The following is a 15,393-nucleotide window of genomic DNA, read 5'->3' as shown; positions in this document are numbered from 1 at the left end:
CAACAACTCGGAGGACAGCGGCGAAGGCGTCAGCCTAGCGCACAGGTCCTCCCTTCCGAAATCGAGAATAGCTGGGATACATGTGATTAAATCTCACACATGTCCCGACCGCTGCCGCCGCTCAACGCCCTGCGCGCCTTCGAGGCCGCCGCCCGCCTGGGCAGCCTCAGCCGCGCCGCCGCCGAGTTGCACGTGACCCACGGCGCCGTCAGCCGCCATGTCCGTACCCTGGAAGAATCATTGGGCCAGCCGCTGTTCGCCCGCGAGGGCCGCGGCCTGGCCCTGACCGCCGCCGGCCTGCGCCTGCGCGACGCCGCCGGCGATGCCTTCGCCGGGTTGCAGAGCATCTGGGCCGGATTGCGCGAGCGCGGGCCGGCGGCGTTGGTGCTCGGCTGCCCGGGCAGCCTGCTGGCGCGCTGGGTGATCCCGCGCCTGGAGCGGCTGGCGAGCGACCTGCCGGACCTGAAGCTGCACCTGTCGGCGCAGGAAAGCGGCTTCGACGAAGCGCTCACCGGCCTGGACGCCGCCCTGCTGCTGGGCGAGGCACCGTGGTCGGCGGGCTGGCAGGTGCACGCGCTCGCGCCGGAACGGATCGGCCCGGTGCTCAGCCCGCGGCATGCGCGTTTCGACGCATTGCGGGCCGCACCGGCGGTGGCGCTGCTGGACAAACCCCTGCTGCATACCGCCTCGCGTCCGCAGGCCTGGCCGCGCTGGCTCGCCACGCAGGGGCTGGATCCGTCCACCCTGCGCCCGGGCACCGGCTTCGACCATCTCACCTACCTGCTGGAAGCCGCCGCCGCCGGCCTGGGCGTGGCGATCGCGCCGCAGGAACTGGTCCAGGCCGACCTGGACAGCGGCCGCCTGGTCGCCCCGTGGGGCTTCGTCGCCAGCGGCGGCGAGTGGGCACTGTGCACGCGGCGCGGCGATGCCGATCCGCGGGTGGCGGCGCTGGCGGACTGGCTGCGGCGGGAACTGCGCGGGTGATGCCGCCGTACCGCGTCTCCCTTGTAGGAGCCGGTCTTGCCGGCGACCGCCATGGTGTAGACACCTGCGCGAAACCGGGTGCCAGTAATCCGTCCGCCTCTACGGTCGCCGGCAAGACCGGCTCCTACAGGGGGGTGATCTCCTGCCCGACAACATCGATCGCCGCAGTGCCACACGGGCGCTGCCGCAGTTCCCGCACCACCCGCCCCTGCTCCATCACCAGTACCCGGTCGGCACTGGCGATGGTCTCGGGCCGGTGGGCGACGATCACCTTGGTCAGCGACAGGCCGCGCACGGCCTCGTTCACCAGGCGCTCGTTGGCCACGTCCAGGTGGCTGGTCGCCTCGTCCAGGAACAGCAGCTTCGGCTCGCGGTACAGGGCCCGGGCCAGGATGATCCGCTGCTTCTGCCCGCCCGACAGCGAACTGCCCATGTCGCCGATCAGGCTGTGGTAGCCCATGGGCATGGCCGCGATCTCGTCGTGGACCGCGGCCAGGCGCGCCGCCGCCTCGATCCGGGCCGGGTCGTGGCGGGTGTCGAAGAAACCGATGTTGTCGGCGATGCTGCCGGCGAACAGCTGGTCGTCCTGCATCACCGCGCCGACGATGGCACGCACGTTGCGTGGGCCGACCTTGTGCAGGTCGTAGCCGCCGATGCAGATCCGTCCTTCGCTCGGCTTCAGCAGGCCAAGCAGGAGCTTGACCAGGGTGGTCTTGCCGCAGCCCGAGGCGCCGACGATGGCCACCGACTCGCCCGGGGCGATGCTGAAGCTGCAGTCCTTCAGCACCCAGGGCTCGCCCTCGCCGTAGCGGAACGACAGGCCCTCGACCTCGATCCGGGTATCCGGCGGCGGCGGCAGTTCCGGTGGTGCCGCGTCGTCCTCCGGCGGAGTCAGCACGATGTCGGCCAGGCGCTCGCCATGCAGGCGCAGCATCCGGAACTCCACCCACTTGTCGATCAGCCCGGCCATCCTCGCCGCGAACTGGTCCTTGTAGGCCATGTAGGCGATCAGCATGCCCACCGAGAACACGTTCTGCAGGGCCAGCACCGCGCCGATCCAGATCACCGCGATCCGCTCCACGCCGAACACCAGCTGGCTGGCGCCGTTGAAGCCCAGGCCCATCCGCGCCAGCCGCACCTCCTGGTTGACGGTGTCGACCATCAGGTTCTCGTAGGTGGCGCGGCGCTGCGGTTCCTCGCCGGCGACCTTCAGGCTCTGCATGCCGCGCAACGATTCCAGCAGGTGGCTCTGCTGCTTCGCGCCGGCCACCAGCTGCTGCTCAGTGCGGTCGCGCACCGGCCGGTAGGCCAACGCACGGATGCCCAGGTACAGCGCGACCGCCAACAGGGTGACCAGCGCCAGCTTCCAGCTGTAGACCAGCATCAGCCCCAGGGTCACCACCGCCATCAGGCCGTCGATGATCGCCTCGACGAAGCTGGTGGTCAGGGTGCGCTGGATCGCCTGCACCGAGGCCATGCGCGAGGTGATGTCGCCCAGGTGGCGCTTCTCGAAGAAGTCCAGCGGCAGCCGCAAGGCATGGGCGAAGACATTGCCCATCCATTGCAGCCCCAGCCGCGAGGAGAGGTACACCACCGACCAGCCGCGCAGCAGGCCGATGCCGACCTGCAGCAGCAGGGCCAGGCCGAAGCCCAGGCCGAGCACGGTGAGCAGGTCGCGATCGGCCGAGACCAGCACCTGGTCGACCACCCATTGCATGAAGAACGGGGCCAGGATCACGAAGACCTGCAGCGTGACCGAGAGCAGCAGGATCTGCGCCAGGGCCGGCCACAGGCCACGGACCGGGCCGGTCAGCTGGCGCGCCGAGACCGTCGGCGTCGCCTTCCGTGGCTTGAACTGCGCCGTGGGTGTCAGTTCCAGGGCCACGCCGGTGAAGTGGTTGGACACTTCCGACAGCGGCAGCCGACGCTCGCCGACGGCCGGATCCAGGACCGTGACCTTGGACTTGCCGACCTTGGCCAGCACCACGAAGTGGTTCAGGTCCCAATGCAGGATGCAGGGAAGCCTGAGTTGACCCAATTCCTCCAGGTCCAGCCGCAGCGGCCTGGTGGAAAAGCCCAGCCGCTGGGCGATATGGATCAGCTGATCGAGCCTCGCCCCCTTGAGCGACAGCGGGAAGCGCTGGCGCAGCTCGGCCAGGCCGATGCGCATGCCGTGCGCATTCGCCGCCATCACCAGGGAAGCGAGGCCGCACTCAGCGGCCTCCGACGCAACGACAGCGGTCGTCGAGCGCGACCCCAGCATCGCCGCAAACGCGAGGGAGAGCTTGCGCATGCCGCGGCCTATCCGCCGGATCGGGCGCAATGGGACTGGCCGACGACCGGGGCCATCGGCGCGCCATCGACGAGGAAATCGACCGGCAGGGTGTGGTAGCCGGCCCTATTCAATCCGCCGACGTGGAAGTGCAGGTGCGGATTCTGCGAGAAGCCGGAGTTGCCGACGCTGGCCAACCGCTTGCCGGCCGGAACCCGGTCGCCTTCGAGGACCAGGACCGAACCCTGCATCAGGTGCGCGTACACGGCTTCGGTGCCGTCGTCGTGCAGGATCACGACGCGGTTGTCCAACCGCTCCTTGCCCGCTTGGTATCCACCGGCATCGGAGTAGCGATCCTCCACGAACACCACCTGCCCAGGCAGCGCGGCCACCACCGGCGTGCCCTTGCCCGCCTTCAGGTCCACGGCATGGATCATCCCCTCGGCAGCGGCATGGGTAGGCCGGCTCCCGGCTTCGACCTGGCCGTCGGCCTGCACCACCTCGCCGCACCCCCCCAGCGGGAACTGCAGCGCATGCCGGCCGTCAGGATGACGCTCCTCCGCCAACCGGGCATACGAGGACACGGTGGCCGTGCTGATGCCTACCACCTCATCGAACACCGCCGACGCGAACATCTTGTCGTCGCTTGAGGAGATGATCATCGGCGGCGACAGGCCCTCGAAGGCGGGCGACAGCCGCTTGACCAGCAGGAACGACTCGAACTGGCCCGGCTCGACAGCCAGTATCCACCGCCCCCCCTCTCCCCGCGACTCCCAGGTGAACTGGAACGGGTTGCGGTCGGCGTGCTTCTCATCGCCTCCGCTCCGCAACCATCCCTCGCGTCCGGCGAAAAACGCCGTCACGAAGATACCCACGATGGCCAGCAGGAAAATGGCTATCCGCATCTGTTTATTCGACCCAACCAAGCGCGCCCGGGAATCCCACCCTCGGCCGAGTCGGCCGGGGTGGGACAACGTACCAGTTACTCGACCTTCACACAGGTCGCCTCAGTGGCACTGACCTTCGGTGCGGTGCCGTCGGGGCAGTTCACACTCGCTCCGTTCGCCGCGGAGCCCGAGTTCGAGGAGCTGCTGCCTGCCAGGTAGCCACCGATCGCCGAACCGGCGGCGACGATGGCCGCACCGACGAGGTAGACGAGGGGACCCGGGCCACCAGCGACCTCTTCGAACTCTTGGGCAGTCAGTTCACGCATGTCATAACTTACCGATGAACGGATCATCAACCCTCCGCAGACACATCAACCTCACTCCGAGAATATGTCGACGGCCTTTATATCGACCAAAATGCTCGGATTCAGGACCGGTTCGCACCCGTTGACGACGGCAATCATGTTGATCGGCGCCTCCCCGCCCATGTAGTCCTTCTGCCAGGACTCACGTCCCCGCGTGGCTTCCACTTGATCCAGCGCAGCAACGCCCAATTCGTAGAGTGGATTGCCCCGCCCCTCACTCCAGGCCTTACGACGTGCCAAGTATTCCTCCCAACTAAGCCCCGCGAGCACCGAGTGGCGCATGTAGTGTTCGGCTGGCCATTCCCAGTAGCTCCTGTACAGGAAGTAGTCGCGCACCATCTCCGGCAAAGACCTGATCTGTTGCAAGGCTGAGCAAACCGCCGGCTGGTTCCCACTCCTGATGGCATGCATGAGAACCCTTGACCTAGCCTCGATAAGATCCAGATATCTTCCTTCGGGATATCCAGGAAAACCCACCAAGTCTAGACGCGGCCTCAGAAGCGCGTACTGCACAGCGGAGTGGAACGCCTCATGGGCCGCCACTGCACTCCGGTCAAGGCGTCCATCCGGCGTGGAAATATCCCGCACGATGACGATCCTTCTATCACAAGCGGTCCCGAAAACAGCATCCTCATTCGACTCGAGGGCCAGCACTGCCTGTGCCGACAGATTCTTTCCGCACACATCCATTCCGCGGCGATAACCAAAAATAATCAATGCGCCATTCGGATCCGCAACTTGGGTCCAAACGGATTTATCGATGTGATGGTCAATATGATCCATTGCCGCCCCCCTCGCTTGGATGCTAGAGAGCAAAACCATGACAATCATGGAGACCCCGCCAATCCGGCGGGGCCTTGGAACCTTATGGAAATGCATCAATTGGTCTTCTTAGCCTGTTCAGCTCGAAAGTCCCCACAGTTTACCTCCACCTCCTTCGTAATGGTGACATCACGCCCTCCGCCTATACCTCCGATCCCGGCGTTGGCACTAACGGAAATGGATACAGTCACCACGGCAGAGTCGGGCTGCCCTTCACATGCCGAAGCCACCTTGCTATTGAGCTGATCATTTCCACCGCATACGAGAACAACCTCCCCACCATTCATAGCGCGCATTTCAGGCTCTCCTTATAGTTAGTTCGAATTCTTTTTAGCTTGCTCCTCGCGGAACTCACCACAATTAACGGTGATGCTCATGCTGTCGGAAGCTTCTGCACCACCAAGGACTTTGCCGAATGCCCCACCGATGTTGCCGGATGAAGACACAGTCACGGTTACATTCGCCGAATCGGGTTGACCCTTGCATGCATCAGCTACCTGTTCGCGCAGCCCCTCACCGCCACCGGACACCATGCACACATCTGCTTCTTCCAGAACCTTCATGCCTTTCTCCTTAATCTGATGTTTCAAATATTCGCAAGCTCCCCTGCGCGACAAGTTCGCAGCCAAGAGCAGTGCGATTGCATTTCACTTCAGCACATCTTGATCAGGCACATCAGGATTGTATGGTTGGGCGCCCCCTATTAATCTCAATATCGATCACTGGCACCGATAGACCCCAACTACTTTTGCAGATCCGACGATTCCTTTGAAGGACTTTGCTGACCCGGAAAACTCGGAATCAAGTTTTGAAACGGATCAGGAGTGCACGTCTCATTGTTCTCGCCAGGATGAACTCCCCCAAATACCTCTTTGATATAGCGATCTTCAATAACTAGCATTGTGGATTTCTCCTGCTTTTGATATGGCGCGCATCCCGCGCCCTGGAGCCAGGACACCCCGGCAATCTTCGCCCTCCAGTGAAAGTCAGCCATTACCGACCTTCCCCTTGATCGAATACAACGGCTCGAAGATCCATTCGACCAGCCGCCGCCGCTCCCCCAGGATGTCCGCATCCAGCAGCATCCCCGGCTTGAGCGGCTCGGGCCTGCCGTAGGCGACCACCGCCTGCTCGGCCAGCGCCACCGTCACCCGGTAGAACGGCTCGCCCTGCTGGACACTGCCGATCAGCGCGCCCAGTTCGCCGCTGCTCAGCGCGCTGCGGCTGATCCGCTCCACCGTGCCGCGCTGGTGGCCGAACTTCTGGTACGGATAGGCCTGGTAGCGCAGCAGCACGCTGTCGCCCGGCTCGATGAAACCGATCGCGCGACTGGGCACCAGGAGTTCGGCTTCCAGCCTGCCGTCGCCCGGCAGCAGGCTCAGCAGGGGCTGGCCGGCCTGCACCGCCTGCCCAGGCTTGACCAACTGGGTGGCCACCACACCACCCACCGGAGCGCTCACCGCCAGCGCGCCCTGGGCCTGGGTCTGCACCCGCTCCTGTTCCAGCGAGGCCAGGTCGCGCTGCAGGGTGGCGGCCACGGCCTGCTGTTGGCCGGGCAGTTCGCGCAGGGCCTGCTCCAACTGGGCGATGGCGCGGCGCGCCGCCGTCGTTTGGCGTTGCAGGGCCTGCGCTTGCCCTGCGTACTCGAGCGCGGCCGACTCCTGCTGCTTGATCTGCAGCAGGCTCACGTACCTGTTGTCCTGCAGCTGGCGCAGGCGGTCGAGTGTTTCCCGGGCGATGCGCGCCTGTTCCTGGCGGGTAAAGACCTCGGCCTCGGCCTGGGCCAGTTCACGCCGGGCCGAGGCCAGTTGCGCGCCCAGGCCTTCGGCCTGGGCCTGCAATTGTTGCTGCTGGGCGTCCTGCATCGATTGCAGGCCGGCCTGGCGCTGGGCCAGGCGCGATTCCAGCGCGGCCTGGGTGTCGCCGGCGGCCGGAGTGGCGCGCGGCACCGTCACCACCGCCAGGGCCTGGCCGGCGTCGACGCGCTCGCCTTCGCTGGCATCAAGCCGGCCGACGACACCTGTGGCGGGCGCGAGGACCGTCGCCAGGCCCTGGGTGGGCACGAGTTGGCCAGTGACTGTGGAGCGGCGGGTGTAGGTGCCCAGGACCAGAAACGTACCGATGGCCAGCGCCGCCAGCACGGCGAGCAGGGTGAGCAGCCACAACCGCAGCGGCTGGGCCAGCGATATCGCGCCGAGCCAGCCCGTGCGCCGTGCTTCAATCACTTCCCTGCGGAACAGTGTTTCGGTCATGCCTTCCTGCGCTTGGCCAATGCCGTGTCCGATTCCGCAGCTGAAGCCGCGGCAGGCCGATATTCACTACGGGAACGGCAGCCATCAAGATTGGTACCGCGTCATCAGCCGCCAATACCGCTTGCATGCCCTGCGCCGCATCCCATGCGGCAAGGCCGGTTTACCGCCTGCAAGCGCAACTGTACGAATCACCGTCAATATCGCTTGCATTCGTGGCGAAGTTGCACGTCCGCGGGCGCGAGGGCTACGCTCACTCGACTGCACAGGACAGGCAGAGGGGAAGTTGAAATGCAACTTTCGGTAAGGATCCGGATCGCCCGCCAGCGCGCCCGGCTCTCGCAGGAAGCGCTGGCCCGGCAGCTCGGCATCAGCCGCGGCGCGGTCGCCAACTGGGAATGCTCGGTGGGCGCCCTGCCCGCCACCTCGCGGCTGGAGCAGCTGGCGCGGATCACCGCGGTGCGCTTCGAATGGCTGGCCACCGGGCGCGGCGGGATCGGCTACGAAGCTGCGGACGAAGACGTGCCGGCCGCGGAGGCCGAGTTCGTCCATGACCCGGCCGAGCGCCGGCTGCTGGCGGCGTTCCGCGCCTGCGACGCGCAGACCAGGAGGATGCTGCTGCGGTTGGCGGAGGCGCCGTTGCCGGAGGGCAGGCGCAGCGCCTGAATCGGGTTCTGCGCGCGTCGGCCGGGATGATGGCGCCGGCGAGACCGGCTCCTACACGGAGCGGGAGGGTCGCGCCATGGCGTCAACCGGCGCTAGTCGATCTCGGCGCAGTCGGCCTTGCGTACTTCAGCGACGAGGCGGCGCATCTTCTCGCCGTCCTTGATCCCGGGCGAGGCCTCGATCCCGCTGGCCACGTCCACCGCCCACGGCAGGGTCGACAGGATCGCGTCGTGGACGTTGTCGGCGGTGATCCCGCCGGCCAGCACGAACGGCCGGTGCAGGCCGGTGGGAATCCGGCTCCAGTCGAAGGCGTGGCCGGTGCCGCCGGCGCCGCCCTTGCCGTGGCTGTCGAACAGGAAGCCGGCCGCGTTCGGCCAGTTCTGCTGCAGGGTGCGGGCGTCCCACTGGGCGTCGCCGCCCATCGGCACCGCCTTCATGTACGGCACTCGGAAGGTGCGGCAGAACGCGTCGTCCTCGTCGCCGTGGAACTGCAGCAGGGCCGGGCGCACTTGGCGCACCACCTCGCGCACCTCCTCGACCGGGTTGTCGCGGAACAGGGCCACGGCGCTGACCATCGGCGCCATCGCCAGGCGCAGCTGGCGCGCCTCGGCCGCGGTCACCCGGCGCGGGCTGCCGGCGGCGAACACGAAGCCCACCGCGTCCACCCCCAGTTCGCCGGCCAGGCGCACGTCGCCCGGGCGGGTCATGCCGCAGAACTTGATCCGGGTGCGGTACAGGGTGCGGGTCACAGGTTCACCTCCGGCGGGAGGCCCCATTCTGGGGGATACAGCGGGCGCAGGAACACCAGCCCCTGCGGCGGCGCGGTCGGCCCGGCCAGGGTGCGGTCGCGGCCGGCCAGCAGGCGCGCGATCCAGCCCTCGTCCCGGGCGCCGGCGCCCACTTCCAGCAGGGAGCCGACGATGTTGCGGACCATGTGGTGGAGGAAGGCGTTGGCCTGGACCTCGATCTCGACCGTCTCGCCGACCCGGCGGACCAGGATCTCGTGCAGGTTGCGGCGCGCATGCGGGGCCTGGCAGTGCACGGTGCGGAAGGCGCCGAAGTCGTTCTCGCCGACCAGGACCTGGGCGGCGCGGTGCATGGCCTCGGCATCCAGCGGCCGGCGCTCCCAGGCCATCAGGTTGCGGTACAGCGCCGGGCGCACCTGGCGGTTGACCAGGCGGTAGCGGTAGCGACGCGCGCGTGCGGAGAAGCGGGCATGGAAGTCGTCGGCCACCGGCACGCACCAGCGCACGCACACCGTCGGCGGCAGCCGCCCGCTCACGCCCAGGGTCCAGGCGCGCGGGTCGCGGGCGGCGGTGCTGTCGAAATGCACCACCTGGCATTCGGCATGCACGCCGGCGTCGGTGCGGCCGGCGCAGCTGACGGTGATGGCCTGGTCGGCGACCGAGGTCAGCGCCCGTTCGAGCGCGGCCTGCACGGTCGGCGGACCGGAGGGCCCCAGGCCCTGCCAGCCCTGGAAGCCGCCGCCGTCGTATTCGACGCCGAGCGCGTAGCGCATGCCTGCCGCCCTGCCCGTCCTGCCGCTCAGCCGATCTCGCGCAGCAGCTGCGCCGCCTCGTCGCGCGCGGCGGGGTCGTGGCCGACCGCGACCTCGTGCAGCAGGGTGCGCGCGGTCTCCACGTCGCCCAGGTCCAGGTAGGCGATCGCCAGTTCCAGGCGCTCGCGGCCGGCGGGGGCCGGATTCAGCGGGCCCAGGCCCGGCGCCGGGGCGGCGTCGGTATGCCAGGCGGGCACGCCGGTGGCCGGAGCGACCTCGTCCACCGGTTCGGCATAGGCGTGGTGTGCGTCCTCGAGACCGTCGGCCGCAACCGCCGGATCGGCCGGCACCGCGACGGCCGGTACCGCGGCCGCCAGCGAGGCCGCGTCCCAGCCGCCGGAACGCGCGGTCGGGATCGGCAGGGGCTTGGGCCGCCGCGCCCACCACCAGACCACGGCGGCGGCCAGCAACAGGCCCAACCCGGCCCACAGCCACGAAGGCGCGCCGGCCCCGGCCGCTTCGGCGGGGCCGGACTGCTGGACCTGGGCCAGACGCTGCTGCGCGGTGGCCAGCTCGCTGTCCTTCATCTCGATCAGCTTGAGCTGCTGCTGCTGCAGCTTCTCCAGTTCCTCGACCCGGCTGCGCAGTTCCTGCAGTTCCGAGTCGCGCGCGGCCAGGTCTTCCTGGGCCTGCCGCAGGGATTCGTTCGCCAGCATGTCGCCCTCACCACCGGTGCCGAGCCCGGATTCCGTTGCCTGGGTACCGGCCGCCGCGGCCGCCGGTGCGATCTCCAGCCGCGCCCCGGAGGCCACCGCCGCGGTGGGTGTCGCGGCGGCGGTGGCGGTCGGCGCCGCTGTCGCCGCTGCGGTTCCTGCATCGGCCGGCTGCTGCACCGGACGCGAGGCCTGGCGCCACTGCGCGGTCTGCTCGCGGACCAGGGCCGCGGCGGTGGCGGCATCGGCCTGCGAGAAGTCCGCCGTCGCCGGCATCCGCAGCACGGCGCCGCTGCGCACGCGGTGGATGTTGCCGCCGATGAAGGCCTCGGGATTGGCATTGAGCAGGGCCAGCATCGCCTGGTCCAGGCTGTGGCCCTGGCGGTCCATGCCCGCCGCGATCCCGGACAAGGTCTGTCCGCGCCGGACCGTGGCCAGCACTTCGCCCGCCGCGGCGCTGGCCTGCGGCGGCGGCGTGGGGGCGACTGGAGGCGCGGGCGGTGCCGGCGGCACAGGCCTGGCGGACGCGGTGGAATCCGCGGGTTCCGGCGGCACCGGTGCTTCGGCCACCGCCGGCGCCGGCTCGCGCACGATCGCGTCGGAAGGTGCGGCCTGCGGGGTCTGGATCGCCGGGGCCTCGATCGCCGCGGCCGTCTGCGGCGCGGCCACCAGCGCCGAGTACTCGCGCACCAGCCGGCCCTGGCCCCAGTCGACCTCGATCAGGAAGGCGACCGCCGGCACGTCCACTGGCGCTTCGCTGGTGACCCGGACCACGGCCCGGCCCTGGGCGTCGGCGGCGATCTCGAACTGCAGGTCGCGGACCAGGCCGGCCGGCGGCTGCAGGCCCACGCGGGCGAAGGTCTCCGGCGAAGCCAGCCGGGCGCGCGCGTTCTCCAGTTCGCCCGGCTCGTTGGAGATGATCGGGATCTCGGCGAGCAGCGGCTGGCCTGGCGCCGACAGCACCCGGATCTGGCCCAGGCCGAGCGCCATCGCGCCGCTGCTGAGCAGCGACAGCACGACCGCCAGCAACCATTGCCACGGGCGCAAGGCGCCCCGTCCCCTCTTCGTCATGCGGCGCACTATAGCGGGTTCGCCGGGGCCTACACGAGGGCGGCAAACGCAGACGGCGCGCGGGCAGAACCCGCGCGCCGTCCGCAACTGCCTGCGACCCCGCCGGCCGGATCAGCCACCGTTGACCACCAGCTCGGCCAGCTGGACCGCGTTCAGCGCGGCGCCCTTGCGGATATTGTCCGACACGATCCACAGGTTCAGGCCGCGCGGGTGCGAGATGTCCTCGCGGATCCGGCCCACGTACACCGCGTCGTTTCCGGAGGCGTGTGTCACCGGGGTCGGATAGCCGCCGGCCTTGCGCTCGTCCACCACCTCGATGCCCGGCGAGCGCTCAAGCAGTTCGCGCGCCGCCTCCGGGGTCACCTTCTTCTTCGTCTCGATCGCGACGGCCTCCGAATGGCCGTAGAACACCGGCACCCGCACCGCGGTCGGGTTCACCTGGATGCTGTCGTCGCCCAGGATCTTGCGGGTCTCCCACACCAGCTTCATCTCCTCCTTGGTGAAGCCGTTTTCCTGGAAGTCGTCGATGTGCGGGATCAGGTTGAAGGCGATCTGCAAAGGGAAGCGCTGCGGGTCGGCGTCCTGGAAGTTGAGGATGTTGGCGGTCTGCCGGCCCAGCTCCTCCAGCGCCGAACGGCCCGCGCCGGACACCGACTGGTAGGTGGCCACGTTGATCCGCTCGATCCCGTACTCGCGGTGCAGCGGCGCCAGCGCCACCAGCATCTGCATGGTCGAGCAGTTCGGGTTGGCGATGATCCCGCGCGGGCGGTTCTTCGCCGCCTCGGGGTTGACCTCGCTCACCACCAGCGGCACGTCGTCGTCGTAGCGGAAGGCCGAGGAGTTGTCGATCACCACCGCGCCTGCCGCGGCGAACTTCGGCCCGTACTCCTTGGACACGCCGCCGCCGGCCGAGAACAGGGCGATGTCCACGCCGGTCGGATCGAACGTGGCCAGGTCCTGGACCTTGACCTTGCGGCCGGCGAACTCGACCTCGCCGCCGGCCGAGCGCTCGGAGGCCAGCGCCACGATCTGCCCGACCGGGAACTGGCGCTCGGCCAGGATGTTCAGCATGGTCTCGCCGACCGCGCCGGTGGCGCCGACGACGGCGACGGTGAAACGACGTTCTGCATTGCTCATGGTGTGGCTCTCTCGGGTACTGGAATGTCGGAGGAATCGCGGGGAATTCATGCGCGGCGGCGGCGCGCGTGGACCGGGTTCGGGGAACCTCCCTCCTGGGTGCCGTGGCCCGGCGGGCTCAGGCGGAGGTTCCCGGTCGTTTGCCGGTCGCGGCTTTGCCCGCGCCGGCAATCGCACCGGTGGTGGTAATGGCGGTGGTCTGCTTCGCGGTCACCGGGTTCGACGGCCGACCGGCCTGCGGGCCGAAGCCGAGCGCGGCGGCGAGGTTGTCCACCGCCAGCTGGACCATCGCCCGCCGGGTGGCCTGCGAGGCGCTGCCGATGTGCGGGGTCAGCACGACGTTGCGCAAGGCCAGCAGTTCCGGGCGCACGTCCGGCTCGCCTTCGTACACGTCCAGGCCGGCGGCGGCCAGGCGGCCGTTGGCCAGCGCATCGGCCAGGGCGAGCTCGTCGACCAGGCCGCCGCGGGCGATGTTCACCAGGGTGGCGCCGGGCTTCATCTTCGCCAAAGCGGCGGCGCCGATGATGTGGTGCGAGGCCGGCGAATACGGCAGCACCAGCAGCAGGTGGTCGGCCTGCGCCAGCAGGGCGTCGAAGTCCACGTAGCGCGCGCCGACCTCGCGCTCGACCGCCTCCGGCAGGCGCGAACGGTTGTGGTACAGCACCTTCATGCCGAAGCCGTGGTGGCCGCGGCGGGCGATGGCCTGGCCGATCCGGCCCATGCCGAGGATGCCCAGGGTGCTGCCGTGGACGTCGGCGCCGAGCATGGTCGAGAACGACCACTGCCGCCAATGTCCCTCGCGCAGCCAGCGCTCGGATTCACCGATCCGGCGCGCGGCCGCCATCAGCAGGGCGAAGCCGAGGTCGGCGGTGGTCTCGGTGAGCACGTCGGGGGTGTTGGTCGCCACCACCCCGGCCGCGTCCAGCGCGGCGATGTCCAGGTTGTTGTAGCCGACCCCGACGTTGGCGATCGCGCGCAGCCGCGGCGCGGCGGCCAGCTCGGTCGCGCCGATGCGCTCATTGAGGGTGACCAGGGCGCCGTCGGCGTCGCGCAAGGCCGCGGCGATCGCCGCGGCATCGTACTGCACGACCTGCGCCGCGGCGTCCACGTCGCAATGCGCCGCCAGCTGGTCGACGATGTCGTCGAACAGCGGCTGCGACACCCAGACGCGGGGACGCGCGGCGGCCATGGTCGCTAGCCCTGCCCCCCGCCGAGCGCGCCGGCGCCGGCCGGGATCCGCGGGTCGACCGTGCCGACGTCGCCACACTGGGCGCGGTGGCGCAGGGCCTGGTCCATCAGCACCAGCGCGACCATCGCCTCGGCGATCGGAGTGGCGCGGATGCCGACGCAGGGATCGTGGCGGCCGGTGGTGACCACCTCGACCGGCGCGCCGTGCACGTCCACGGTCGGCCCGGGCAGGCGCAGGCTGGAGGTCGGCTTGAGCGCGATCGAGGCCACCACCTGCTGGCCGGTGGAGATGCCGCCGAGGATGCCGCCGGCGTGGTTGCTGGCGAAGCCCTCGGGCGCGATCAGGTCGCGGTGCTGGGTGCCCTTCTGCGCGACGGACGCGAAGCCGTCGCCGATCTCCACGCCCTTGACCGCGTTGATGCTCATCAGCGCCGCGGCGAGCTCGCCGTCGAGCTTGCCGTAGATCGGCTCGCCCCAGCCCGGCGGCACGCCGTCGGCGACCACGGTCACCCGCGCGCCGACCGAATCGCCGGACTTGCGCAGGGCGTCCATGTAGTTCTCGAGTTCGGCCACCTGCGGCGCGTGCGGCCAGAAGAACGGGTTGTCCTCCACCGCCTGCCAGTCGAAACCGGCCGGGGTGACGTCGCCGATCTGGGCCATGAAGCCGCGCACGGTCACACCGTAGCGCTGCCGCAGCCACTTCTTGGCGATCACCGCCGCGGCCACCCGCATGGTGGTCTCGCGGGCCGAGCTGCGACCGCCGCCGCGCGGGTCGCGGATGCCGTACTTCTGCCAGTAGCTGTAGTCGGCGTGGCCCGGGCGGAACTGCGCGGCGATGTTCGCGTAGTCCTTGCTGCGCTGGTCGGTGTTGCGGACCAGCAGGGCGATCGGGGTGCCGGTGGTGCGGCCCTCGTATACGCCGGACAGTATCTCGACCTCGTCGGCCTCGCGCCGGGCCGAGGTGTGGCGCGACTTGCCGGTGGCGCGGCGCTGCAGGTCGTGGGCGAACTCCTCCGGCGCGATCTCCAGCCCCGGCGGGCAGCCGTCGATCACGCAGCCGATGGCCGGGCCGTGCGATTCGCCGAAGGTGGTGACCGACAGGAGCTTGCCGAAGGTGTTGCTGCTCAAGACGCGCCCCGCGCAGGGAATCCGGATGGGAGACGCGCAAGGATCGCATATCGGCGGGGTGTGCTGCAGCGCGTCAGGGTGCGCGGAAATGTTGCCCGGGTAACGGTCGCGCTGGCATGGGCCTGGGGAAAAGCAAAGGCATGGGCTTGGGGCGGGCTGCCGCTGATTGAAGCGCTGGCTTCGGAGGGGGCCGCCGTGCCTTGGGTATCCGGCGCACCGCTCGGGCGGGCATCCTGCCCGCAACTCGCGGCCGTGGCACGTCCCTGTGCCACTTGCCCCGGATACCCAAGGCACGACGGCCTCGGCGAGCGTGAAGTTCCCCGCTTCTGGCGCTCCCGCTCATCAGGCTTCTGCAGCGCTCTTCCCCACTGCCGTCGTCCCGGCGAACGCCGGGACCCAGCGCCTTTGCAGGA

The 15,393-nt window shown here is 69.2% G+C and carries 14 protein-coding genes; 2 read left to right on the top strand and 12 right to left on the bottom strand.

Annotated features, from left to right (window positions below; genetic code table 11):
- Positions 1 to 99 precede the first annotated feature (99 nt).
- The gene (locus CSC62_RS03510; protein WP_162404776.1) at positions 100 to 984 is read left to right on the top strand and encodes a LysR family transcriptional regulator; all 885 of its coding nucleotides are present in this window, start codon (positions 100 to 102) and stop codon (positions 982 to 984) included.
- A gap of 124 nt (positions 985 to 1,108) precedes the next feature.
- Here CSC62_RS03510 and CSC62_RS03505 read toward each other — a convergent pair whose 3' ends face one another.
- The 6 genes from CSC62_RS03505 to CSC62_RS03480 form a co-directional block, all read right to left on the bottom strand.
- Positions 1,109 to 3,247 carry a peptidase domain-containing ABC transporter gene (locus CSC62_RS03505; RefSeq protein ID WP_162404803.1) on the bottom strand — a complete coding sequence of 713 codons (2,139 nt, stop codon included), beginning with the start codon at positions 3,245 to 3,247 and terminating at the stop codon, positions 1,109 to 1,111.
- Positions 3,248 to 3,285: 38 nt separating this feature from the next.
- Positions 3,286 to 4,161, bottom strand: coding sequence for a M23 family metallopeptidase (locus CSC62_RS03500; protein ID WP_162404775.1), 876 nt, complete (start codon positions 4,159 to 4,161; stop codon positions 3,286 to 3,288).
- A gap of 77 nt (positions 4,162 to 4,238) precedes the next feature.
- Positions 4,239 to 4,496, bottom strand: a complete 258-nt coding sequence (locus tag CSC62_RS03495; RefSeq protein ID WP_162404774.1) for a class IIb bacteriocin, lactobin A/cerein 7B family — start codon at positions 4,494 to 4,496, stop codon at positions 4,239 to 4,241.
- A 24-nt stretch (positions 4,497 to 4,520) separates the two neighbouring features.
- Positions 4,521 to 5,291 carry a hypothetical protein gene (locus CSC62_RS03490; RefSeq protein WP_162404773.1) on the bottom strand — a complete coding sequence of 257 codons (771 nt, stop codon included), beginning with the start codon at positions 5,289 to 5,291 and terminating at the stop codon, positions 4,521 to 4,523.
- A gap of 353 nt (positions 5,292 to 5,644) precedes the next feature.
- A complete protein-coding gene (locus CSC62_RS03485) occupies positions 5,645 to 5,893 on the bottom strand; it encodes a hypothetical protein (RefSeq protein WP_162404772.1) in 249 nt (82 codons plus the stop codon).
- Between the two features lie 423 nt (positions 5,894 to 6,316).
- The gene (locus CSC62_RS03480) at positions 6,317 to 7,582 is read right to left on the bottom strand and encodes an HlyD family secretion protein (protein WP_162404771.1); all 1,266 of its coding nucleotides are present in this window, start codon (positions 7,580 to 7,582) and stop codon (positions 6,317 to 6,319) included.
- A 288-nt stretch (positions 7,583 to 7,870) separates the two neighbouring features.
- Between CSC62_RS03480 and CSC62_RS03475 the strand changes: the two genes are divergently transcribed.
- Positions 7,871 to 8,245: a helix-turn-helix domain-containing protein gene (locus tag CSC62_RS03475; RefSeq protein WP_162404770.1), complete on the top strand. Its 375-nt coding sequence runs from the start codon at positions 7,871 to 7,873 to the stop codon at positions 8,243 to 8,245.
- A 92-nt stretch (positions 8,246 to 8,337) separates the two neighbouring features.
- On the opposite strand, the gene CSC62_RS03470 is transcribed toward CSC62_RS03475, so the two are convergent.
- The 6 genes from CSC62_RS03470 to aroC all read right to left on the bottom strand — a co-directional run bounded on the left by CSC62_RS03470 (position 8,338) and on the right by aroC (position 14,980).
- Positions 8,338 to 8,994 carry a phosphoribosylanthranilate isomerase gene (locus CSC62_RS03470; protein ID WP_162404769.1) on the bottom strand — a complete coding sequence of 219 codons (657 nt, stop codon included), beginning with the start codon at positions 8,992 to 8,994 and terminating at the stop codon, positions 8,338 to 8,340.
- On the bottom strand, positions 8,991 to 9,764 hold the full coding sequence (truA, locus tag CSC62_RS03465; RefSeq protein ID WP_162404768.1) for a tRNA pseudouridine(38-40) synthase TruA: 774 nt from the start codon (positions 9,762 to 9,764) through the stop codon (positions 8,991 to 8,993). Before truA ends, CSC62_RS03470 begins: the two co-directional genes overlap by 4 nt.
- 26 nt (positions 9,765 to 9,790) lie before the next feature.
- Positions 9,791 to 11,527: a FimV/HubP family polar landmark protein gene (locus CSC62_RS03460; protein WP_162404767.1), complete on the bottom strand. Its 1,737-nt coding sequence runs from the start codon at positions 11,525 to 11,527 to the stop codon at positions 9,791 to 9,793.
- Positions 11,528 to 11,638: 111 nt separating this feature from the next.
- Positions 11,639 to 12,664, bottom strand: a complete 1,026-nt coding sequence (locus tag CSC62_RS03455; protein WP_162404766.1) for an aspartate-semialdehyde dehydrogenase — start codon at positions 12,662 to 12,664, stop codon at positions 11,639 to 11,641.
- A gap of 118 nt (positions 12,665 to 12,782) precedes the next feature.
- Positions 12,783 to 13,853 (bottom strand): 2-hydroxyacid dehydrogenase, encoded by a 1,071-nt coding sequence (locus CSC62_RS03450; protein WP_162404765.1) that lies wholly within the window; start codon positions 13,851 to 13,853, stop codon positions 12,783 to 12,785.
- Positions 13,854 to 13,858: 5 nt separating this feature from the next.
- Positions 13,859 to 14,980 (bottom strand): chorismate synthase, encoded by a 1,122-nt coding sequence (gene aroC, locus CSC62_RS03445; protein WP_162404764.1) that lies wholly within the window; start codon positions 14,978 to 14,980, stop codon positions 13,859 to 13,861.
- Between the last annotated feature and the right edge of the window lie 413 nt (positions 14,981 to 15,393).

Source organism: Pseudoxanthomonas jiangsuensis, assembly GCF_010093185.1.
In the GTDB taxonomy this organism is placed as follows: domain Bacteria; phylum Pseudomonadota; class Gammaproteobacteria; order Xanthomonadales; family Xanthomonadaceae; genus Pseudoxanthomonas; species Pseudoxanthomonas jiangsuensis.
Note: the sequence above shows the minus strand (reverse complement) of the source record. Positions and strands in the feature narration are given on the sequence as shown.

What these genes read in the sequence shown, in the direction of transcription:
- CSC62_RS03480 (WP_162404771.1), bottom strand. Translation starts at nt 7,582, where the DNA reads ATGACCGAAACACTGTTCCGCAGGGAAGTGATTGAAGCACGGCGCACG.
- CSC62_RS03510 (WP_162404776.1), top strand. Translation starts at nt 100, where the DNA reads ATGTCCCGACCGCTGCCGCCGCTCAACGCCCTGCGCGCCTTCGAGGCC.
- CSC62_RS03495 (WP_162404774.1), bottom strand. Translation starts at nt 4,496, where the DNA reads ATGATCCGTTCATCGGTAAGTTATGACATGCGTGAACTGACTGCCCAA.
- CSC62_RS03490 (WP_162404773.1), bottom strand. Translation starts at nt 5,291, where the DNA reads ATGGATCATATTGACCATCACATCGATAAATCCGTTTGGACCCAAGTT.
- CSC62_RS03450 (WP_162404765.1), bottom strand. Translation starts at nt 13,853, where the DNA reads ATGGCCGCCGCGCGTCCCCGCGTCTGGGTGTCGCAGCCGCTGTTCGAC.
- CSC62_RS03460 (WP_162404767.1), bottom strand. Translation starts at nt 11,527, where the DNA reads ATGACGAAGAGGGGACGGGGCGCCTTGCGCCCGTGGCAATGGTTGCTG.
- CSC62_RS03500 (WP_162404775.1), bottom strand. Translation starts at nt 4,161, where the DNA reads ATGCGGATAGCCATTTTCCTGCTGGCCATCGTGGGTATCTTCGTGACG.
- CSC62_RS03455 (WP_162404766.1), bottom strand. Translation starts at nt 12,664, where the DNA reads ATGAGCAATGCAGAACGTCGTTTCACCGTCGCCGTCGTCGGCGCCACC.
- CSC62_RS03505 (WP_162404803.1), bottom strand. Translation starts at nt 3,247, where the DNA reads ATGCTGGGGTCGCGCTCGACGACCGCTGTCGTTGCGTCGGAGGCCGCT.
- truA (WP_162404768.1), bottom strand. Translation starts at nt 9,764, where the DNA reads ATGCGCTACGCGCTCGGCGTCGAATACGACGGCGGCGGCTTCCAGGGC.
- CSC62_RS03475 (WP_162404770.1), top strand. Translation starts at nt 7,871, where the DNA reads ATGCAACTTTCGGTAAGGATCCGGATCGCCCGCCAGCGCGCCCGGCTC.
- CSC62_RS03485 (WP_162404772.1), bottom strand. Translation starts at nt 5,893, where the DNA reads ATGAAGGTTCTGGAAGAAGCAGATGTGTGCATGGTGTCCGGTGGCGGT.